Annotated in this window: 19 protein-coding genes; 2 read left to right on the forward strand and 17 right to left on the reverse strand. The window is 47.6% G+C overall.

Annotated features, from left to right (window positions below; translation table 11 throughout):
• Nucleotides 1-128: 128 nt before the first annotated feature.
• The gene (locus DWX43_RS23195) at nucleotides 129-1,172 is read left to right on the forward strand and encodes a hypothetical protein (RefSeq protein ID WP_118622136.1); all 1,044 of its coding nucleotides are present in this window, start codon (nucleotides 129-131) and stop codon (nucleotides 1,170-1,172) included.
• 37 nt (nucleotides 1,173-1,209) lie between these two features.
• Here the strand turns inward: DWX43_RS23195 and DWX43_RS23200 are convergent, their stop codons facing one another.
• The 9 genes from DWX43_RS23200 to DWX43_RS23240 all read right to left on the reverse strand — a co-directional run bounded on the left by DWX43_RS23200 (nucleotide 1,210) and on the right by DWX43_RS23240 (nucleotide 5,115).
• Nucleotides 1,210-1,530, reverse strand: coding sequence for a hypothetical protein (locus DWX43_RS23200; RefSeq protein WP_109732782.1), 321 nt, complete (start codon nucleotides 1,528-1,530; stop codon nucleotides 1,210-1,212).
• 87 nt (nucleotides 1,531-1,617) lie between these two features.
• A complete protein-coding gene (locus tag DWX43_RS23205) occupies nucleotides 1,618-2,181 on the reverse strand; it encodes an FHA domain-containing protein (RefSeq protein ID WP_118622138.1) in 564 nt (187 codons plus the stop codon).
• Nucleotides 2,178-2,486, reverse strand: a complete 309-nt coding sequence (locus DWX43_RS23210; protein WP_109732780.1) for a hypothetical protein — start codon at nucleotides 2,484-2,486, stop codon at nucleotides 2,178-2,180. Before DWX43_RS23210 ends, DWX43_RS23205 begins: the two co-directional genes overlap by 4 nt.
• 46 nt (nucleotides 2,487-2,532) lie before the next feature.
• A complete protein-coding gene (locus tag DWX43_RS23215) occupies nucleotides 2,533-3,267 on the reverse strand; it encodes a hypothetical protein (RefSeq protein WP_118622140.1) in 735 nt (244 codons plus the stop codon).
• 50 nt (nucleotides 3,268-3,317) lie between these two features.
• Nucleotides 3,318-3,635, reverse strand: a complete 318-nt coding sequence (locus DWX43_RS23220; RefSeq protein WP_118622142.1) for a WXG100 family type VII secretion target — start codon at nucleotides 3,633-3,635, stop codon at nucleotides 3,318-3,320.
• Between the two features lie 36 nt (nucleotides 3,636-3,671).
• Nucleotides 3,672-3,974, reverse strand: a complete 303-nt coding sequence (locus tag DWX43_RS23225; protein WP_118622144.1) for a WXG100 family type VII secretion target — start codon at nucleotides 3,972-3,974, stop codon at nucleotides 3,672-3,674.
• 30 nt (nucleotides 3,975-4,004) lie between these two features.
• Nucleotides 4,005-4,367 carry a hypothetical protein gene (locus DWX43_RS23230; protein WP_118622146.1) on the reverse strand — a complete coding sequence of 121 codons (363 nt, stop codon included), beginning with the start codon at nucleotides 4,365-4,367 and terminating at the stop codon, nucleotides 4,005-4,007.
• A gap of 80 nt (nucleotides 4,368-4,447) precedes the next feature.
• On the reverse strand, nucleotides 4,448-4,762 hold the full coding sequence (locus DWX43_RS23235) for a WXG100 family type VII secretion target (protein ID WP_118622148.1): 315 nt from the start codon (nucleotides 4,760-4,762) through the stop codon (nucleotides 4,448-4,450).
• A 50-nt stretch (nucleotides 4,763-4,812) separates the two neighbouring features.
• On the reverse strand, nucleotides 4,813-5,115 hold the full coding sequence (locus tag DWX43_RS23240) for a WXG100 family type VII secretion target (protein WP_181368795.1): 303 nt from the start codon (nucleotides 5,113-5,115) through the stop codon (nucleotides 4,813-4,815).
• A 135-nt stretch (nucleotides 5,116-5,250) separates the two neighbouring features.
• Here DWX43_RS23240 and DWX43_RS23245 point away from each other — a divergent pair, with 135 nt between their 5' ends.
• Nucleotides 5,251-5,442, forward strand: a complete 192-nt coding sequence (locus DWX43_RS23245) for a hypothetical protein (protein ID WP_118622152.1) — start codon at nucleotides 5,251-5,253, stop codon at nucleotides 5,440-5,442.
• Between the two features lie 691 nt (nucleotides 5,443-6,133).
• Here DWX43_RS23245 and DWX43_RS23250 read toward each other — a convergent pair.
• From DWX43_RS23250 to DWX43_RS23280, 8 genes are read right to left on the reverse strand one after another with little or no spacing between them, the layout of a single operon-like run.
• The gene (locus DWX43_RS23250) at nucleotides 6,134-6,382 is read right to left on the reverse strand and encodes a hypothetical protein (protein ID WP_109732773.1); all 249 of its coding nucleotides are present in this window, start codon (nucleotides 6,380-6,382) and stop codon (nucleotides 6,134-6,136) included.
• Nucleotides 6,336-6,785 carry a hypothetical protein gene (locus DWX43_RS23255; RefSeq protein WP_118622156.1) on the reverse strand — a complete coding sequence of 150 codons (450 nt, stop codon included), beginning with the start codon at nucleotides 6,783-6,785 and terminating at the stop codon, nucleotides 6,336-6,338. The genes DWX43_RS23250 and DWX43_RS23255 overlap by 47 nt, the downstream gene beginning before the upstream one ends.
• Before the next feature lies 1 nt (nucleotide 6,786).
• On the reverse strand, nucleotides 6,787-7,515 hold the full coding sequence (locus DWX43_RS23260) for a LytTR family transcriptional regulator DNA-binding domain-containing protein (RefSeq protein ID WP_118622158.1): 729 nt from the start codon (nucleotides 7,513-7,515) through the stop codon (nucleotides 6,787-6,789).
• Complete coding sequence (gene essC / locus DWX43_RS23265) at nucleotides 7,490-12,217, reverse strand: type VII secretion protein EssC (RefSeq protein ID WP_118622160.1); 4,728 nt, start codon at nucleotides 12,215-12,217, stop codon at nucleotides 7,490-7,492. The genes DWX43_RS23260 and essC overlap by 26 nt, the downstream gene beginning before the upstream one ends.
• 24 nt (nucleotides 12,218-12,241) lie before the next feature.
• Complete coding sequence (locus DWX43_RS23270; protein ID WP_118622162.1) at nucleotides 12,242-12,754, reverse strand: FHA domain-containing protein; 513 nt, start codon at nucleotides 12,752-12,754, stop codon at nucleotides 12,242-12,244.
• 17 nt (nucleotides 12,755-12,771) lie between these two features.
• Nucleotides 12,772-14,388 carry a carboxypeptidase regulatory-like domain-containing protein gene (locus tag DWX43_RS23275; protein WP_118622164.1) on the reverse strand — a complete coding sequence of 539 codons (1,617 nt, stop codon included), beginning with the start codon at nucleotides 14,386-14,388 and terminating at the stop codon, nucleotides 12,772-12,774.
• Nucleotides 14,389-14,405: 17 nt separating this feature from the next.
• Complete coding sequence (locus tag DWX43_RS27585) at nucleotides 14,406-14,540, reverse strand: hypothetical protein (RefSeq protein WP_278321129.1); 135 nt, start codon at nucleotides 14,538-14,540, stop codon at nucleotides 14,406-14,408.
• 4 nt (nucleotides 14,541-14,544) lie between these two features.
• Nucleotides 14,545-16,440, reverse strand: a complete 1,896-nt coding sequence (locus DWX43_RS23280) for a serine/threonine-protein kinase (RefSeq protein WP_118622166.1) — start codon at nucleotides 16,438-16,440, stop codon at nucleotides 14,545-14,547.
• Nucleotides 16,441-16,567: the final 127 nt, after the last annotated feature.

Here is a 16,567-nt window from a genome sequence, read left to right on the forward strand (position 1 = left end):
AATTTTTTCATTTAACTATTGACATTTATTAGCTGGACTTTTTTTCAAACGACCTGAACCCGGAACAGTTCTCCGATAACCGCTCTATTTCAGGCAGGACAAAGCTATATCATACAATATACACGATAATGGCACTGGAGTCACAGAAGGAACATGGTCATATCAAGCTTCTTTTTCAGCCGGATTCTGATGATTTCATGGAAATTCTGGCCTCCATCAGTAAAAATAAACCGAATCTGAAAATAGACCATATTATATGCCTGAATAACACCGATAAAATTACTTCTGATAAACGGGATTATAACCTCTGCTGCCTTCAGAAGATAATACCCATGTACTACACCTGCCTGTGTGATTACACACCATTCTGCTATTATGACAGTATTAATTCGCATAACAGCAATTTTAATCTGCTTTCCTCTCTGGTCATAACCTCTGAATATGCCATCACATTTTCGCCGCAGCTTAAGTATGGTATTTTATTTATCTGCAAAAACACGCTTCAAAAATTTCAGTCGATCTTTGATGACCTGAAAGCAGAAACTACGCCTGTTGTATGTAAGATTGATTCTGTCTTCACACAATTTGATTATTTAGACAACCTTGATATCGGGGAAAAGACAGGGTATTCCTATCAGATGGAACCCTGCCTCATACCGCTGATTCCACTTTCTTTTCCCGAAAAATACCTGTCAAGGGCTCTGCCGGGACGGGATCAGTTCGTTTTATCGGTAAAGCAGTACATAAGACAAAAATCAGAAATCGTAAAAACGGTATCCACACATTTCATGTTTACGGAAGCCGGTGTCATGCACTTTCTGAAGACCGGCCGTATCTTTGAGCTTCCGGATGCCGTCTACAGCCCGATTGAATATTCCGACAGGGTTCTGGCCGTGCGCACCCTGGTCAATGCATGCAAAAACGAGAAGTACCGTATGCTGCGACCGGACACTCCCGTTTCCCTAAGCAGCCTCTGCATTTATGTTACGGCGCACAGCGGATATCTTCTGTTTTCGTCCGCGGACGGCAATCTGGTCTATCTGAATCTGGAAGAACCAAGCCTTCTGTTCGCGTTTTATGACTATCTAAGTACACTGAATGAAGACTTTTTCTACCCTGCAGATGAGACTGTATCCAGACTCTTACACTTGATTAAGAAAAATCACGCATAGGGCTTTTGTAATCTTTTTTTACAAGACTCTGCACCTGTTACAGAGTCCTGTATGTTCTTTTTCCGGCGATCTCCAGACTTCTCATCTCAGCCCGGTATGTGTTGACAGCCGCTCTGCGCAGGACTGCTGCCGTTTCCATAAGAGAATTGCTGTGCTGTCTCATCAGCATGGCAATTCTCTGCCCTTTCCGGCAGTAATCAGCGGCACATTCCCCTTCCCATACACTCCGGATTCCGGATGACGTTCCTTCCTCTGCCTGTGCGGCCAGCGCTTTCATCCGCTGTGCCATTCTTTCCAGTTCATCGGCCTGTCTCAGCGTTTTTTTATAGTTTAATTGTATTTCATCTCTGTTTGCCATTGTTCCTTACACCTGCCTTTATTCCCGCAGGCAGCGAGCCAAAATCATGTTTACATGACCTTGGCTACTGCCGCGAGGGTCTGTAACCTACCGTCCGAATTCGACTTTCAGCCTGGTTTCCCCCGCCTTAATGACATCCCCAGTGTGGAGAAAAACCGGGCTATCCGCCTTTTTCCCATTGACATAAGTATGATTTTTAGAATTCTGGTCTGCCAGACAGAGAGTGCCTTCCCCCTCGTAAATCATGCAATGCCTTTTTGATACCTTCCCATCACCTTCCAGTACAAGGCAGACTTCTTCTTTTTCAGTCGGCAACATCCGCCCGATCGTCATTTGCCGCGAAAAACGATATTGAAAGATTCTGCCCGTATCCATATCCTGAAAGGAAATCTTCCATGTCGAATATCTGGGGCCATTGATATAATTTGTATCATACTCTCTTAAGTTTCCCGAAAAATATTCCCCTTTTCCAGAACCCAGCATCTGCTTTTTTACATCTATCCCGTTCTGTACCAGAATATTCTTCTGCTGGTTCTGATACTCCCTGCGCCTGTCTGCCCTGCCTGCTGCGAGCTTGTAAATAACGAATGCCACAGCTATAACTATAACGAGAAGTATAAAAATCAGTACTGTCCATCCTTGATTGCTCATCTGTTTCCTATGCGGTCTTCCGCAATCTCCTTTGCTCTCTTTTCCATAAGCTCTGCCTTTACGGCAGCCTGATGCAGGGCTTCCTTCGCCTGCACGATAAGCATACACGTACTGTCCATTTTATCCTTAAGGAGTTCTGCCTTGTGTAGGAATTTTATACCTGCTTCGCCCTGCCAGCCCTGCATAAGCTCATGAATGGTATCTCCATAAGGGCCTGCGGCAGTCTGCCGGAGCTTTTCTGCCGTTTCACCCAGCCGTTCCATCTCTTGTCCTGCCGTCAGAAAATCAAATTTAAGTTCACTCATATCTTTCTCCCCAAAAAACAACTGGCCGGATTACTCAGTGCGATAGTTATTGTGTACTTCCGAAATACTGCAATTCTATCCCTGTCAGCTTTTGGTTTTTATCTACGATGAAGCTTAAGGTATCCTCGTCTGATTGAATGGAATCAACTGATGGCATCCTTAAATCATCTGTCTGTCCTTTATAGAACTTATACCAAATAGTTGTTGTATCATCCTGAGATGTTGATTCAGAAAAAACTGGCTCATCCGTTCCATATGTTTTCTTGATATCTGCCGGCGTACTGCTAAGTGAAATTCCGTCTGCCGTCTGAAAACGCACATTGGACGCACCCTTGGCGTATATCATAATACCTCCTATTTCACAGTCTTTTAACTGCTGTTCCTGATCCGTCAGATTCACAACGTTCAGCCGCACGGAACTGCCGTTGGCATCGGTCATCGATGTAATAATATAACTCATTCCTTCCATAGTCTGTCCGGCATCCCCCTCCCTGAGCGTCCATCCGTTCTCCTCCAGTTCTGATACGGGAAATGGGAGCTGATAGGTATGTCCGTCCAGTTCAAACCGGTATATAGCTGCAATGTCATTTGCCTTAGATAGTGTGTCGGCATCCTTTTCGGGCTTTGTCTTACTCTCATCTTGATTTCCGGTTTCTGCTGGCTGGCTCGCCTCTTTTTTATCCCCGGCATCTGTCTGTTTCTCTTTTTGGCTTCCGCAGCCTGCACAGAACAACATAACTGCCGCTGTCAGATAAATTACACACTTTTTTCTGTTCATCATTTTCTTCCCTTTCCTCCTGTCTTTGATTCCCTGCACTATGAACGGTCTGTTTATAGAATGATATCTGCCGGTAGATCGTGGTTCAGCTCGTTCGCCGCCTGATCTGCTTCACGATATATGCCTGCAATCCTGCGGAGGTCTGTTACATTTTCCTGAAATCTGGAAAGCGCCTCCGCGATCTCTTCCTGATACTCCTGATATTCCCTCCGGTGCGCGTCATTGGCGTCTCCTTCCCAGTAACTGCGGGAATTTGCCACGGTCTCACCGATTTTAACAAACCGCTGCCTTACATTTTTAATCTTCTGCTCCACCGCGTCTGCACGTGCTTCCAGTACAGCGGTCTCCACCTTAATACGAATCTGCTCCATGATTCACTCTCCTGCCTGCTTTCTGCCTCCGGGATACTATATCCGGATGCGGTCAATCAAATTTCCCACTTGGTTTTCACATGTCCGGTATTCCCTTGCCGCATATTCCATATGGCTGATATAAGCAGACAGCTTTTCATATATCGCCTGCATGTTTTCGATATCTGATGCAGCCTGATTCTGAAATGCGGCCCAGGCAGGGCCTTCCCAGGTCTGTCCCAAAAGCTGCATTTCCTGTGACAGTTCCTCCACAGACTGGCTGATCCCTTTTAGCTCATTCTGAATTGCAGCTTTGTCCTCCTCCAGCCTCTGCGTCGATACTTTCATATAAGTTCCCATGATAATCCCCCGTCCATTTTTCCGTCATAATCAGATGTGGAATGCCAACAGATTTTCATATCCGTCCAGACCCGAGATATGGCTCGTTCCAAACACTGTCTTTGGATAGACGATCTTCTCCAGGTCATAGGTATCTGCAATCCCCTGCTCCGTTTTTTTGTACAGCGCTCCCCCCTCTTCCAGGCACTGAGCCATACACCGGAGAATATCCATCTCCTCCTGCAGCTCATCCCTGCTCTTTCGGAGAAGATATATTGTCTCATCCATATAGGCCATGTCTCTGATCTTATATTCCGCCAGTGTCAGTTCCTCTTTCAGTTCCCTCAATATGGAAATCTGTTCAGACAGCCTCTCCCCGGCTGCCTGAACAATCTTGAAATCAATATAAGTCACGGTTACTCTCCTTACTCTTCTCCTCCCGGATATGTCTTGTGTGTTCCTGTCCAAATCTCTGGACAGTTACATCAAACCGGCTAAATAATGACGTCTGAGGAAAGGCTGTTTGCCTCGTCCGCATTTGCGGAATCAGACTGTGCATATACCTGTGCCATCTCCTCAAGATCGCTGCTGTGCTCCTGAATCATGCGCACCATTCTCTGGATATCGTCCTCAAGTCCTTTAAACTTGTTAATATATGCCGCTGCCGCATCGCCTTCCCATGTGGAAGACATTCCCGTGATCAGGTTCATCATCTCCCCTGTAAGACTATTGACTGCTGCTCCCTGGCTGCTGAACTCTGATGCTGTATTTGTTAATAACTGCGGTGATACTTTAATGATTCCTTCCATGATAAGTTCTCCTTTTCTGTGATTTTATGTGTTCTGAACAGTTACACGATTTACTTGTATGTTCTCTCATTTGCGATCTCTACATTCGTTGCCTCTGCCTGTGCATATCTGGCTGCAATCGCTTCCAGCCTCTGTGCATACACTTCTACCGCGTTGTAAAAGTTATCCATCTGCACCTTGTCACTGGCAAATGCATTATGGAAACTTTCCCTTGCCTGCCCTTCCCACATCCCGTTTAAGTTAGCTTCTGTTCCCTCCAGCTCATTGATCTGGCTCTTAAACTGTGCATTTAACTGTCTCAAAGAATCCACCTTTGTTTTTAAATCATTGATTGATACTGTAAAATCTGACATTTCCAATTCCTCCGTTTCATACTTATCTGAGTTCTGTATCTCTTTGATGTACATATCATAACAGTTTTGAATCTGCTTTTTATAAATCCTGACGGACGGCACATTTCACGGGATGAACGGATGATGTAAGTCTCTTTGAGCATTACATTTAAAGAGCCGGTTGAAAAACAAACACGAGAAGAAATCACTTTATCTTCAAAGAATAATTCCGGTGCACAAGCAATTTATGATATTATCTGTGTTTTAGATAAATATACAAAGAAAGATACTGGCTTTAGTGAAGAACGTATAAACATTATGAAATCTCAAATGAATGGTGGTATCTAGTATTATCAAGTGCTAAATTCTAAAGAGGCACTCACTTGGATAAACGAAATCATAGCTGACTATCGCAGCCAAGGACTCATATCTGGCTGATGAGTCCCTGGCTATTGCTATTTGCAAACAAATGGATTGGATGCTGGCAACATTGAAAAAGAGGACTTGAAAAATTCAAGCCCCCCGTGTATAATTTACTTAGAAGTAATCAAAAGACTTTGGTATGTCTGATGATTGCGCTTCGGATTACTACAGTAATTTATAGTTACCAGCTATCCTCTATGGGCGTAGAGGATAGCTATTTTTTATTCTGATGATTATCTATGTAAGCAAGTGCTGTAAAAATTAAGTTTTTACTATACATTTAGATACTTGAAGATTATACGCGAACATGATATATTATAAGCACAAAGAGAACAACCGCCCACAAAGTGGTTAGCCTCCGGTAATTAATCTAACTGCCCGTACCGTCCGGCCTAGACAGGGGGCAGTTATTTTTTTGGCTTGTTGTTCCTATTGTCTAAATAGGCAAGCAGTGCGATTAACATTGTTATAAAAAGGAATAGGTCCTGATATGTAATATAATTCATTCGCACCACCTCCCTTCATGGGAGGCTGCCACCCTGTATTCGGTTGTTCTATCCAAAGTGTATCACAAGTTATAATCACCAACAATGAAGTATTACTTCAATTTCTTACTTTAAACAAGCAGAATCCTGCTCCCCGTCCAAAGCCCGTTCTCTGCCGCTGTCCGTTCTTTTGCAAGCTGCACCCGGTTCTGTGCATTCCACATCAGCATGCGCCGTATGTCCCCCTGCACGGGACACTGCTCCTTCTGGCAGATCATTTCTGCGGCCTCGTCCATGACCTCTGATAATGGTACGTTCTCATCGATCTGAAAATCATACAGTTTCCCCATCATAGGAACTTCTATCTCTATTATGATCATCCGTCTGCGCCCTCCACACTTTGAATTCTTCTTCTGTAAGCATCGTAAGCTTTAGTGTATCTTTCTTTTTCCAGTATCTTTGACTCACCACCGCCCGGTCCGGGACCATATAGCAGAAGTACTCCCGGGTACTGTCATCTTTCGAGCTGCATACCAGTGTTCCTGCCGGATGTCCCATGATTTCCAGCATACAAAGCAGGTCCTCCCGGATGCTGAACTGTTTGTTTTCTGCAAGGATAAATCCATTCCCGGACAGATGGCGGAGTGCCTGTATGACTTCCATTTCAGAAAATTGCTTCTCCGGCATATAGATGCCTTCGAGTGTACGGACACCCATGCTGTACAGCAGGATGCGCAGTTCATCAAAACTTAACAGGATGGCACGCTCAATCATTTCCGCCATATCATTTTCCTCCTTTCTCCAGATACTCTTTGATCACCGGCTTATAAGAACGCGACAGCGGGATTTCAAACTCATTTTTCAGAATGATCCGGTTCTGGGAGAGAAATACATTGACAATCTTGCTCTTATTGATCAGGAAACTTCTGTGACAGCGTATAAAACCATCCTCCAGTTTTTCCTGAAGTTCGTCCAGCGTATCGTAAAAACCATATTCCTCTGCTTCTGTATTGAGGTACACCCGTTTTTCCCTTGATTCGAAAAAATAGATATTATTATAATCGATTAACACCCTCCCGCCTTTATGCTCAATGACAAAGACTTTCTTTTCGTCGGGACTTAAAAATCTGTCAATGTATGTCCTGATGGCTTCCGAGAGAACCTCCTGAACCTGACTCTCTGTTAATGGTTTCAGTAATAAGGATTCTGCCCCGATTGCAGGCCTCATATATACAGCCGGGGATATCCGGGGGCTGGCAATCAGTATAATGTACGATGAAGGTGTCAGTCTTCTTAGTTCCTTTGTCAGTTCCAGAGCCCCCTCCATCGTAATATCCACACAGACGATATCTGTCCTTGTCTTTTGGCTGACCGTCTCCTCCAACTCCGAAATGGACGAACACTGCAGCATTTCCCAGTATTCGTCTGTCCATTTTGCCGCCAGATCCTTTGCATATCTGACAATGTACTGCCTCTCCTTACTGGATTCATCTGATATTAACATTACTATCATGCTGCTTCTTCGCCAGCGGAATTACAACCTGAATTCCGATGCTTTCCTCCTCTTCATCCGGTACATACCCGATCCCCCGCTTCGTGCTTTTTGACTGCTGTGCAAAGGACAGGTTTTGGAAATTGAATACCTTCTGTGCCTGCAGGTTCCCCCCCAGATGGATGCCCCTTTTGTAGGATATATAGTCCTGATATGCTTTATAAGCCGACAATACAGCATGATCCTCAGGTTTCAGGCAGCCGATAAAATAAATATGGTGCAGGTTTCCCTTCTCGATCATGTTTTCCACAAATCCTGACATATTGCCGACTCCTTCCCCAGGTCTGTAGACCATTTTAAAGAATTCTGCAAGATCGGCGAGGAAGATAAAAACAGGTTCCTCCCTGCTCATTTCCGCAAATATTTCCGCTTCGTCCATACCGGACTCGATCATTGCACGTTTCTTTTTATTTCTGGCCGCAAATTCCGGGAGAAGCTTTGACAGATATTGAAATAACTGTGCAGGCTCCGTGATATATTGGGCATGATATTCTTCGGCTGTCTTCTTCAGCTCCGATGACCCTCTTTCTACAATGCAGATTCTTCCGCCTTTCTGGTACGCACTGTACAAAAGTACTTTCAGCGTGTTTGTTTTTCCTGTACGCCCTTTTCCTGAGATAATACAGCAGTAATTGTGGATCAGATGCAGGCTCAGGACAGATGCGTCTTCCATACCGTATCCGAATGGCAAAAGTCCCCTGTCCTCCAGACTCAGCCGGTAAGAAGGATGTTCTGCCAGTGTATCCAGCGTTGGATTCTCCGGAATCTCCGGGACCACATCCGCGCGCCTTCCTTTCCACGATTTTGCCATGCCTTCGCAGTATGACTCCAACACTTGTCCTCGTTCGAAATCATCCTCCGCCTTCACACTCAGAGCAGTCTGGAACTCCAGCACATTACCGTCCACCGCCGCAAGCCCCCGGCCCCTGATATCCGTTTCCGGCAGGATGTGAAGGTGGGTCATCCGCATGACTTCCATATATTTGAACTTATCTGCCTGTTCCAGTGACAGTACCGTACGGATATTATCCCCCATTCTGGCCGGTATCTCTGCCATCCCGAAGCCTGCTGCCGTAACCGCGAGGAACATGCCGTATCCCACGCCTTCCCTCGCCAGCCGCAGCAGGGCATCATCATATTTATTTTTCGTCTTTTCCCGGAACGCCCCAACGTTATCCACCACGACCAGCACGGCCGGCAGCCTGATCCCGTATGCCTGTACATACTGGCTGTAGTTCCCTCCCTGAAGGAGTTTCTTTCTCTCATCCATCATCTGCACGAGCATATGGATAAAACGGCTGGCCTTTTCCTCCTGATTATCAAAGAGTACGCCTCCCACATGCGGTGCATTGGCAAATGGGGCAAGCATATGGCTGCTGTAGTCGATCAGATACATCCAGAGCGTATCCGGCGAATACCTGCTAACCAGTGAATAAACCAGAGTCTGCAGGAAGGTACTCTTCCCGCTTACTGCCGACCCGCACACCGCATGGTGCCCGTCACGTGAAAAACTGAGGACAAGCGGTTTCTGCGCCTGCCCCTGTGGATCATCACAGAGTCCTATAACAGCCTCCAGTTCCCATTTGCGCGGCATCGGTTCCCATCTATGGTCATGGTAACTGCTTTCCGTATACCCCTTAAGCTCTGACAGGTAAATTTCATTTTTCAGGACCGGGAGCCAAAGTCTGGTCGTTCTTTCATAACCATTTTCCTGAGCGGTTTTGTTCAGGTATTCTATTACGGCTTCTAACTGTGTCTTCTGACGGACATTTTCCCCCTGCTTTTTCTCCGTTTTTCTGTGGTGTCCGCCGATCAGTTCCGCCTTTCCTGTCCTTGTCAGCATCTCTGCCGCCTGAGACTTTCTTCCTGCATCCTCTTCATATACGGCCCCACTGTAGCCTGACTGGAACAGTTCGAAAATTTCGTCACTGCCAACCTGCAGATAACCGCGGCCGGCCTGCGTAAGGAATGCTGCATCCGGTTTATGCAGCATGTCATTGCTGTCCTGCCGGTCCTGTACCCTCAGGCACAGACGGAATTTGGAATTACTCCAGATATTGTCGTCTACGGTGCCGCCTGGCTTCTGTGTCGCCAGAATCAGGTGCACGCCGAGGCTTCGACCAACCTGCGCCACGCTGATGAGTTCCTTCATGAATTCCGGTTCTTCCCGTTTCAGCTCCGCAAACTCATCTATGATAATCAGCAGGTGCGGAATCGGCACTTCCGCCTCCTGATTCTTATAGAGCCGGGTATACAGGTTAATATTATTCACTCCGTACTCTGAAAACAGCCTCTGCCGTCTCTGGTTCTCACTTTTAATCGAAATCATGGCGCGCCGCACCTGATTCCCTGACAGATTTGAAATCTGCCCGGCCAGATGGGGCAGGTCAGAAAACAGGTTCGCCATTCCCCCGCCCTTGTAATCTATAATAAAAAAGCTGACGTCCTCCGGGCTGAAATTGATCGCCAGAGATAAGATCCACGTCTGAAGCGTCTCACTTTTACCTGACCCTGTCGTCCCCGCCACAAGCCCGTGGGGGCCGTGAAACTTCTCATGGACATCCAGATAGCAGTCTGCATTCCCGGCTTTTCTGCCGATCAGTGCCTTCATGCTGTTGTAATTCCTGTTTTTCCTCCACCGTTCAGTTACGCGGAATTCAGCCAGAGAGTGGACTTCGTACATACTAAAAAAATCAAGGCTGTTCGGAATCTCGCTGTTGCTTTCGATTTCATTCACGCGGATATTGGCAAGCGTCTGCCCGAATGCGGCAAGCTGCCAAGCCGACACCTTATCCGGCACAAATGCCTTTTTTTCATGCCCGGTATCAAGCAGGTTGTAAAACCCCTGAAAGTACTGGTCGTTCTGAATCACTTCCTCACAGGCATTCGGAAGCTGCTCCAAATTCTCAACCATCAGAAACGTCGTGATCCCATATTCCGCCCTTGCCTCATATATGTACTTTGCCAGAATCTCCCCCTCCAGAATGGAAGGGTCTGAAATAAACAGGACATAATGCGGCTTTACAAACCTTCTTTTCCCCCGAATGCCCGGCTGTTCCTCATTCTGGCTTCTGGAGCGGATCACATTAGACAGTTCGAAAAAAATATCTGCGGTTTCCAACTCATTGGAGGCCATATACCGTGTCTGTTTATCCTCCGACCAGACATGCGGGAACCATTTCATGCATTCCCAGTCCTCCCTCCGGCGCCTGTCCCTCTCCCTGTAAATGAAGACCAGTTTGACATCCGTATAGCAGTGTGCCGCGGTGATGCCTGCAACGAGTGTATGCATCATTTCAACGGCGCCAGCCTTTCCCTCCCCGCCTACAAGGCCGATGAGCGCCTTATCCATCAGGGAAATCCCGACCGGGACCTGTTTGAGCGTCCGGAATTCTTCACGGATCAGCTTTGGTTTATCCTGCAAAGAGTCGTTGATCAGCGTAAACTTCTCTTTTGGTATCTGAATATCCACCTGAAATGGCAGTTCTCCCAGTCCGAGCCTCTGGAACAGGAAATCACTGTGGGAGTAATTCCGGTTCCAGAGCTCACTGCTGTTCCGGTTATAACTCAGGCACTGGACCGCCGGAGGATACATCTGGCTGAGTGCGGCGCTGTTGTGCCTGTATTTTTCCCGGAGTGTATCTGCGATCTGGATCAGGTAATTACTGTAAGCATTGAAACGCTGGTTCTCTTCCTCCATATTCTCCTTTTTGCTGTAATTTAAATTCAGCACTGCCCAAACCACCCCGATCAGGGCCGATGATATGGCCGTGATCAGCCCGGTGTACATAAAGGCGCTGGATGCCTGCCCGGAAAGCCGGGAGCCGAAGATGGCAAATCCGCATCCGAGCATCATCGGAATCGCCATCGTAAACGCCGGCCCGATCGTCAGATATACCGGCTTTTGTTTTGTCTGCTTCGGATTGGGCGGCGCCTCAATCTCAGTCTCCTCCTGGTAAATGGACGGAAGGTTTCGCGGAGAACGGTGAAAATAGATCTCTTCCCTCCCTTCACTACCCGGTATCCCCCTTGTCAATGCCGGTTCTATCTGCAGCGGTTTCAGGATATCCTCTTTCACCGCCAGTACACCATAATATGTCCCAACCGCCAGTATCTGGTCCAGAAAGAGAATATGGAGCCCGAAAATATCAATATGGTCCCCAAATTCCAATTTCCGCCTCCCCTGAATCCGCATGTTATGGCAGAAAACTCCGTTGCTGCTTAAATCCGTCAGATACCAGCCGTCTGAAGTATGGTCCAGAACCGCATGGGATGCCGAGACCAGTTCCATGAACTGGTACTGGATCAGGTTTCCTGCCGTCTTTCCGATGGAAATCTGCTTCATCATACGGAGGTCATACTTTTCCATCACCTGTAAGGTAAGCATACAGTCCGCCGCAAGAATCTGGAACCTTTCCCCGTCTGCGGTCTTCACCTCCATGATATCCTGATGGTGCAGGATATGGCGGTCTTCCCTGACCTGTGCCATTTTCACATAATAATCTGCGGTGCTTACGATCTCCCAACCCCGGTCCGAATTCTCCAGCCGGATTTCCAGATCCTTTTTCAGCCGGTAGATATCATGATGCAGATAAATGGTATGGTCCGCGTCGTGTATGTTTGGAAGCAGAAACTCTTTACAGATTTGTTTGTTATATACCATTAATATCAAACTAGCTTTTCCTCCTTATATGTATGCCATGTCAAATGTAAATACAGTCACCTGAATCTTCAGTGTACCGACTGCCAGCCTGTCTCCGGAGCAGAGGAATTCCGCCGTTTCCACGGCATGTTTCCGGAACCCCCTCTGTATCCATGTCCCGTTTGCAGAGTTTAAGTCCTGCACTGCCAGACGGCCCCCGGAAACGAAAATGACACAGTGCTGCCCGGAAACCGCACCGTCCCGGATGCATATCTCATTTTCCCCGGGGCTGCGGCCGATCCGGATGCCGTGTTCCGGGTCAAATACAAATCCCTGTTTCTGCCTGTCCTTCCATTTCAGATAGACCATGACCTTCAGCCCGCCGTAAGCGGGGACGCTCTGATTCCGGATGGCATTATTCAGGCAGTTCTCTTTTATCATTTTGTAGGCTGCATCATAGTACTTCTGCATTTCTGCCTTCCGGCTGCTTCGTATCACATATATGGCAGCCCCTCCGGCAGCAAAAACTGCTGCCGTTATTACAATGATCCACATCATACGGGCCTTTCCTTCGCTTACTTATTAGAATTCGTAAATTCGTCTGACTGAGGCGCTTTATTGATCACATTCAGTTCTCCGTGGTCGATCTCGCATACAATCCAGATATCCTTCACGTCTGCCCCCGGATCAATGGTAATCGTCACCGGTTCTTTACCGGGCAGGTATACCTTCACCGTTGCCCCGTTCTCTTTCATCGTACCGGTCCTCCTGAAATCAGCCACCTGGAACTGGTAGACACCGTTCAGGTTATAAATAGTCGTTGTCTCCGGTCCATAGCCGTCCGTATCGTCCAGATCAAGAGCGGCAATCACATCCCCGCCTGACTTGGCCTCTTTCTGGCGGAAATTGACGGATACTTCCTTTCCGTCATCCGTGCTGCCCATGAGGTAGGAATCCAGATCCTGCGGTTCGGCATTCCACTCCAGCACAATTCTGGCCGTTCCTTTTTTCAGCTTCGGTGAAATACTAAACTGTTCGCCGCTGTAATTTCTGCCCTCTTCTATCTCAAAAATGTATTCTTCTTCGATATAGTTATCCGCCTCGATAAGAATCGTGTAAATATCCGGTTCCAGATCCGCTGAGAAAACTCCCTGTGCATCTGTCTTTACAGCTTTTTCTTTGTTTTCTTTCTTCGCTGGCTGGAATGTCAGGACCGCCTGTGGAACACCGTCTCCGCTGACTGCATCGATTACAACACCTGAGATATGCCCCGTCGTATCTCTCTGGGCATTCGCATTCAGCAGGATGATCTCATTCCACCCACCCGCAGAAACAATATTTCCGTTAGCGTCCGTCTCAAACCGGAAGATGCAGTCTGATGTCTTTGTCTCTACGAAATACCTGCCGTCTTCAGTCTTCGGTGTAACCTTCTCCCCAAAAAGCATCTGTAACCTCTGTAAGCTGGCCCCGCCTTCAAAATTTCGAAAGAGTGTCCCCAGAGAATGCAGCGATATTTTTTCCGGCATCCCTTTTTCTGTCGGTGTTTTCCTGCTTACGTCCACAATCTCTTTGTTTGTCTCTGTATTCCTGTAGAAGCACACTGCGCCGAGCCCGTTGTGTTCAATCTCCAGATAGCCGTCCTCATCCATCTTCGTGCTTTTTACAAAGCCGAACTGGTCCTTGTAATCCTCAAACCGGTAATCAATGATTTTCTGCAGGAAGGAGGTATTCCATGCGATGTTCTGGGATGCTGTCTTCAAATCCACCGTAAGTTCCTCTTTTTCCTGGTCCCCGTTCATAACAGCCACGAGTGACTGCCCGTTCAGGTCTTCGAGTTTTCTTTTGATTTTAAAGGATGAGGTCTCCCTCTGCCCTTTTCTTAAAATCGCCTTTGCCTTGGAGATCTCCTCCTGTTCTACATAAACGTCAGCAAGGGCCAGATAAGCGTCTTCCTCCTTTGGATTCACGGAAATCGCTTTTTTATACTGGATCACTGCGTCTTCGTAATTATTTGCCGCCAAATACTTTTCAGCGCTTAAGACTGCCTCGCTGTAATTTTTCTCCTTCATTTTCCCGCTGACAAAGATAAATGCCGCGGCTGCAATCAGGATAATGGCTAATCCCGCTAATACTGCGAGCAGAATCTTTGTATGATTCTTCTTTTCTGCGTGGTACTGCTTCTCTTCTCTCATTCTTCCTCACCTCGTCCTTAGTCGTATATCTGATAGGTCTGTTCCCTGATCTGTTTCTTTTTCCGGCCCAGCATCCACTCTGCGAGTACCAGTCCTAACGTGGACAGCAGAAGGATGGCAGCTCCTGTGATCATATACTGTTCGCCGCTCATACCCTTATTCCTCCAGTTCCTTCATAATCTCAGCCAGCGCCTCCATATCCGGGTCTGTCTTCCCGAAAGACCGGTACCGGTGCATGCCGTCCTGAAAACGAAACTTAAGCTCCTCAAGAATATTTTCATAACCCCCCTGTTCCTTCGCCAGATCCAGATAGTTATAACACATCCACATCGGGACCACATAATCCTCATTGTAGACCTGGTTCATCTCGTTTAAGTGTGTATTACTGTCTTTATATTTCCCCATCGCACGCTCTACCAGTGCCAGATTCAGCCGGTCCTCATAACTCGGGCTGCCGTTCCCGTTCAGGCTCTGGTAGCATGCCAGTGCTTTCTGGAGCCATGCATTCTCATTGACTTTCCTGCTCTCTGAGGATGCCGCCTTTACCGCGGACTGCCCCATGTGCCGCAGTACTTCTTTTGAGCCATCCAGCTCTCTGGCCGCTTCCAGTGACGCGACGGCGTTCCCATACTCTTCCCGGCCGTCATAGATCGATGCTTCCAGAAGATATCCGGAAATCAGAAGCTCCCTGTCTGATTCTCTCTCGAACAGCTCTCCCAGTTCCTCCAGCGCGTGCTCGTCATCCTCAGCCATCCGGGACATTTCCGCCTGTATCAGCAGCCGTTCTCCGTCGGATAGGTTCCTGAGCCCGTCTGCTGACTCCATGATCCGTCTGGCTTTTCCAATCTGGCCGCTGCGCACCAGCGCAACAGTATAATCCCTGCATAAACCGCCGTCCTTTGGCGTCAGCTCCCACGCTTCCCCGTAACAGGATGCCGCCTCCTCAAAATTTTCCTGCCTGAAGTAGCTCTCTCCAAGCAGGCGGAGGACACCGGCTTTTTTATCTTCATGTTTTCCAAGATACCCTTTATAGGTACGGCTGTTCAAAATTTCCGTCGCCTGCGAGATGATGTCTGTCTCTTCCTGATTTTCTGCTGACACATACAACTGTCTGTATGCCTGCTGCCACTTCTCCACGCTATTTTGCCAGTTTCCATAATAGAGCAGCAGCACCCCGGCCACCACACACAGTATCCATGCAAATACACTCCCTGCCTGAGCGGCCGTATATCTCTTATACAAAGGGTCCATCCTGCTCACATCTGACAGGGCCTTCTTCATCTGCCCCGCCGTCTGGAATCTGGCTGTTCTCTTTTTTCTCAACGCCTTTGCCACCACGGCCCTCAGGCCGTCACTGTAGGGGATTTCCATAGAAAGAATATCCCCGTACTGTTCCCGGTCGGGTGAAGGCAGCTGCCCCGTCATCACTGTGTAAAAAACCGCGCCCAGGCTGTAGATATCCATCCGGGCATCCAAAAGCTGTGTATTCTTTCTTCCATTTAAGATGTCCTGCGCCTTCTGGTACTGTTCCGGCGCGGCAAACCAGGGACTAACTCCCTGAATATCCTTTGAGACTTCCCCATCCAGTGAAATGTTAAAATCAATGAGACATACATTCCCCTGTGACGTAATCATAATGTTGGAGGGTTTGATGTCGCTGTGAAGAATCGGCGGGTTCTGCGTGTGCAGATATTCCAGCACCTCGCAGAGCTGTATCAGCCACTGACGGATCACCTGTTCCGGAAAATGGTATCCCTGGTCCAGATACTGCTGCAGGTCCTGCCCTTCCACATATTCCATCACCGTGTAAATACTCGTCCCTACAACCAGAAAGTCATATACCTGCGGCAGATAAGAATGGTGCAGGCGCTTCAGGATATCGACTTCCGCACGGCCGTTAATCTGGCCTGCAAAATGGTCCTTGATCTTTTTTACCACAACCCGTTTCTGAAGGCGCAGATGATAGGCCAGATAGATAATTCCAGTCCCTCCCCGGCCTATTTCACGGATGATCTGGTACATCCCGTCCAGAATCTCACCATCTTGAATCATGTCAAGTCCTCTCCTTACTTTTCCAGATGAATGGTTACTGTTCACCCCCTACGGGCGTGCACAGTAACGATGAATGCTCTTAAGATGAAAAACGGCTGCCCAAATCTTTAGATTCAGGCAGCCCGAT

Source organism: Clostridium sp. AF19-22AC, assembly GCF_003479085.1.
Taxonomy (GTDB): domain Bacteria; phylum Bacillota; class Clostridia; order Lachnospirales; family Lachnospiraceae; genus Faecalicatena_A; species Faecalicatena_A orotica.

Excerpts from the sequence above, each read along its gene's own strand:
- DWX43_RS23195 (WP_118622136.1), top strand. The coding sequence starts at position 129 with ATGGCACTGGAGTCACAGAAGGAACATGGTCATATCAAGCTTCTTTTT.
- DWX43_RS23200 (WP_109732782.1), bottom strand. The coding sequence starts at position 1,530 with ATGGCAAACAGAGATGAAATACAATTAAACTATAAAAAAACGCTGAGA.
- DWX43_RS23205 (WP_118622138.1), bottom strand. The coding sequence starts at position 2,181 with ATGAGCAATCAAGGATGGACAGTACTGATTTTTATACTTCTCGTTATA.
- DWX43_RS23210 (WP_109732780.1), bottom strand. The coding sequence starts at position 2,486 with ATGAGTGAACTTAAATTTGATTTTCTGACGGCAGGACAAGAGATGGAA.
- DWX43_RS23215 (WP_118622140.1), bottom strand. The coding sequence starts at position 3,267 with ATGATGAACAGAAAAAAGTGTGTAATTTATCTGACAGCGGCAGTTATG.
- DWX43_RS23220 (WP_118622142.1), bottom strand. The coding sequence starts at position 3,635 with ATGGAGCAGATTCGTATTAAGGTGGAGACCGCTGTACTGGAAGCACGT.
- DWX43_RS23225 (WP_118622144.1), bottom strand. The coding sequence starts at position 3,974 with ATGGGAACTTATATGAAAGTATCGACGCAGAGGCTGGAGGAGGACAAA.
- DWX43_RS23235 (WP_118622148.1), bottom strand. The coding sequence starts at position 4,762 with ATGGAAGGAATCATTAAAGTATCACCGCAGTTATTAACAAATACAGCA.
- DWX43_RS23240 (WP_181368795.1), bottom strand. The coding sequence starts at position 5,115 with ATGTCAGATTTTACAGTATCAATCAATGATTTAAAAACAAAGGTGGAT.
- DWX43_RS23250 (WP_109732773.1), bottom strand. The coding sequence starts at position 6,382 with ATGATCATAATAGAGATAGAAGTTCCTATGATGGGGAAACTGTATGAT.
- DWX43_RS23255 (WP_118622156.1), bottom strand. The coding sequence starts at position 6,785 with ATGGCGGAAATGATTGAGCGTGCCATCCTGTTAAGTTTTGATGAACTG.
- DWX43_RS23260 (WP_118622158.1), bottom strand. The coding sequence starts at position 7,515 with ATGATAGTAATGTTAATATCAGATGAATCCAGTAAGGAGAGGCAGTAC.
- essC (WP_118622160.1), bottom strand. The coding sequence starts at position 12,217 with ATGGTATATAACAAACAAATCTGTAAAGAGTTTCTGCTTCCAAACATA.
- DWX43_RS23270 (WP_118622162.1), bottom strand. The coding sequence starts at position 12,754 with ATGATGTGGATCATTGTAATAACGGCAGCAGTTTTTGCTGCCGGAGGG.
- DWX43_RS23275 (WP_118622164.1), bottom strand. The coding sequence starts at position 14,388 with ATGAGAGAAGAGAAGCAGTACCACGCAGAAAAGAAGAATCATACAAAG.
- DWX43_RS27585 (WP_278321129.1), bottom strand. The coding sequence starts at position 14,540 with ATGAGCGGCGAACAGTATATGATCACAGGAGCTGCCATCCTTCTGCTG.
- DWX43_RS23280 (WP_118622166.1), bottom strand. The coding sequence starts at position 16,440 with ATGATTCAAGATGGTGAGATTCTGGACGGGATGTACCAGATCATCCGT.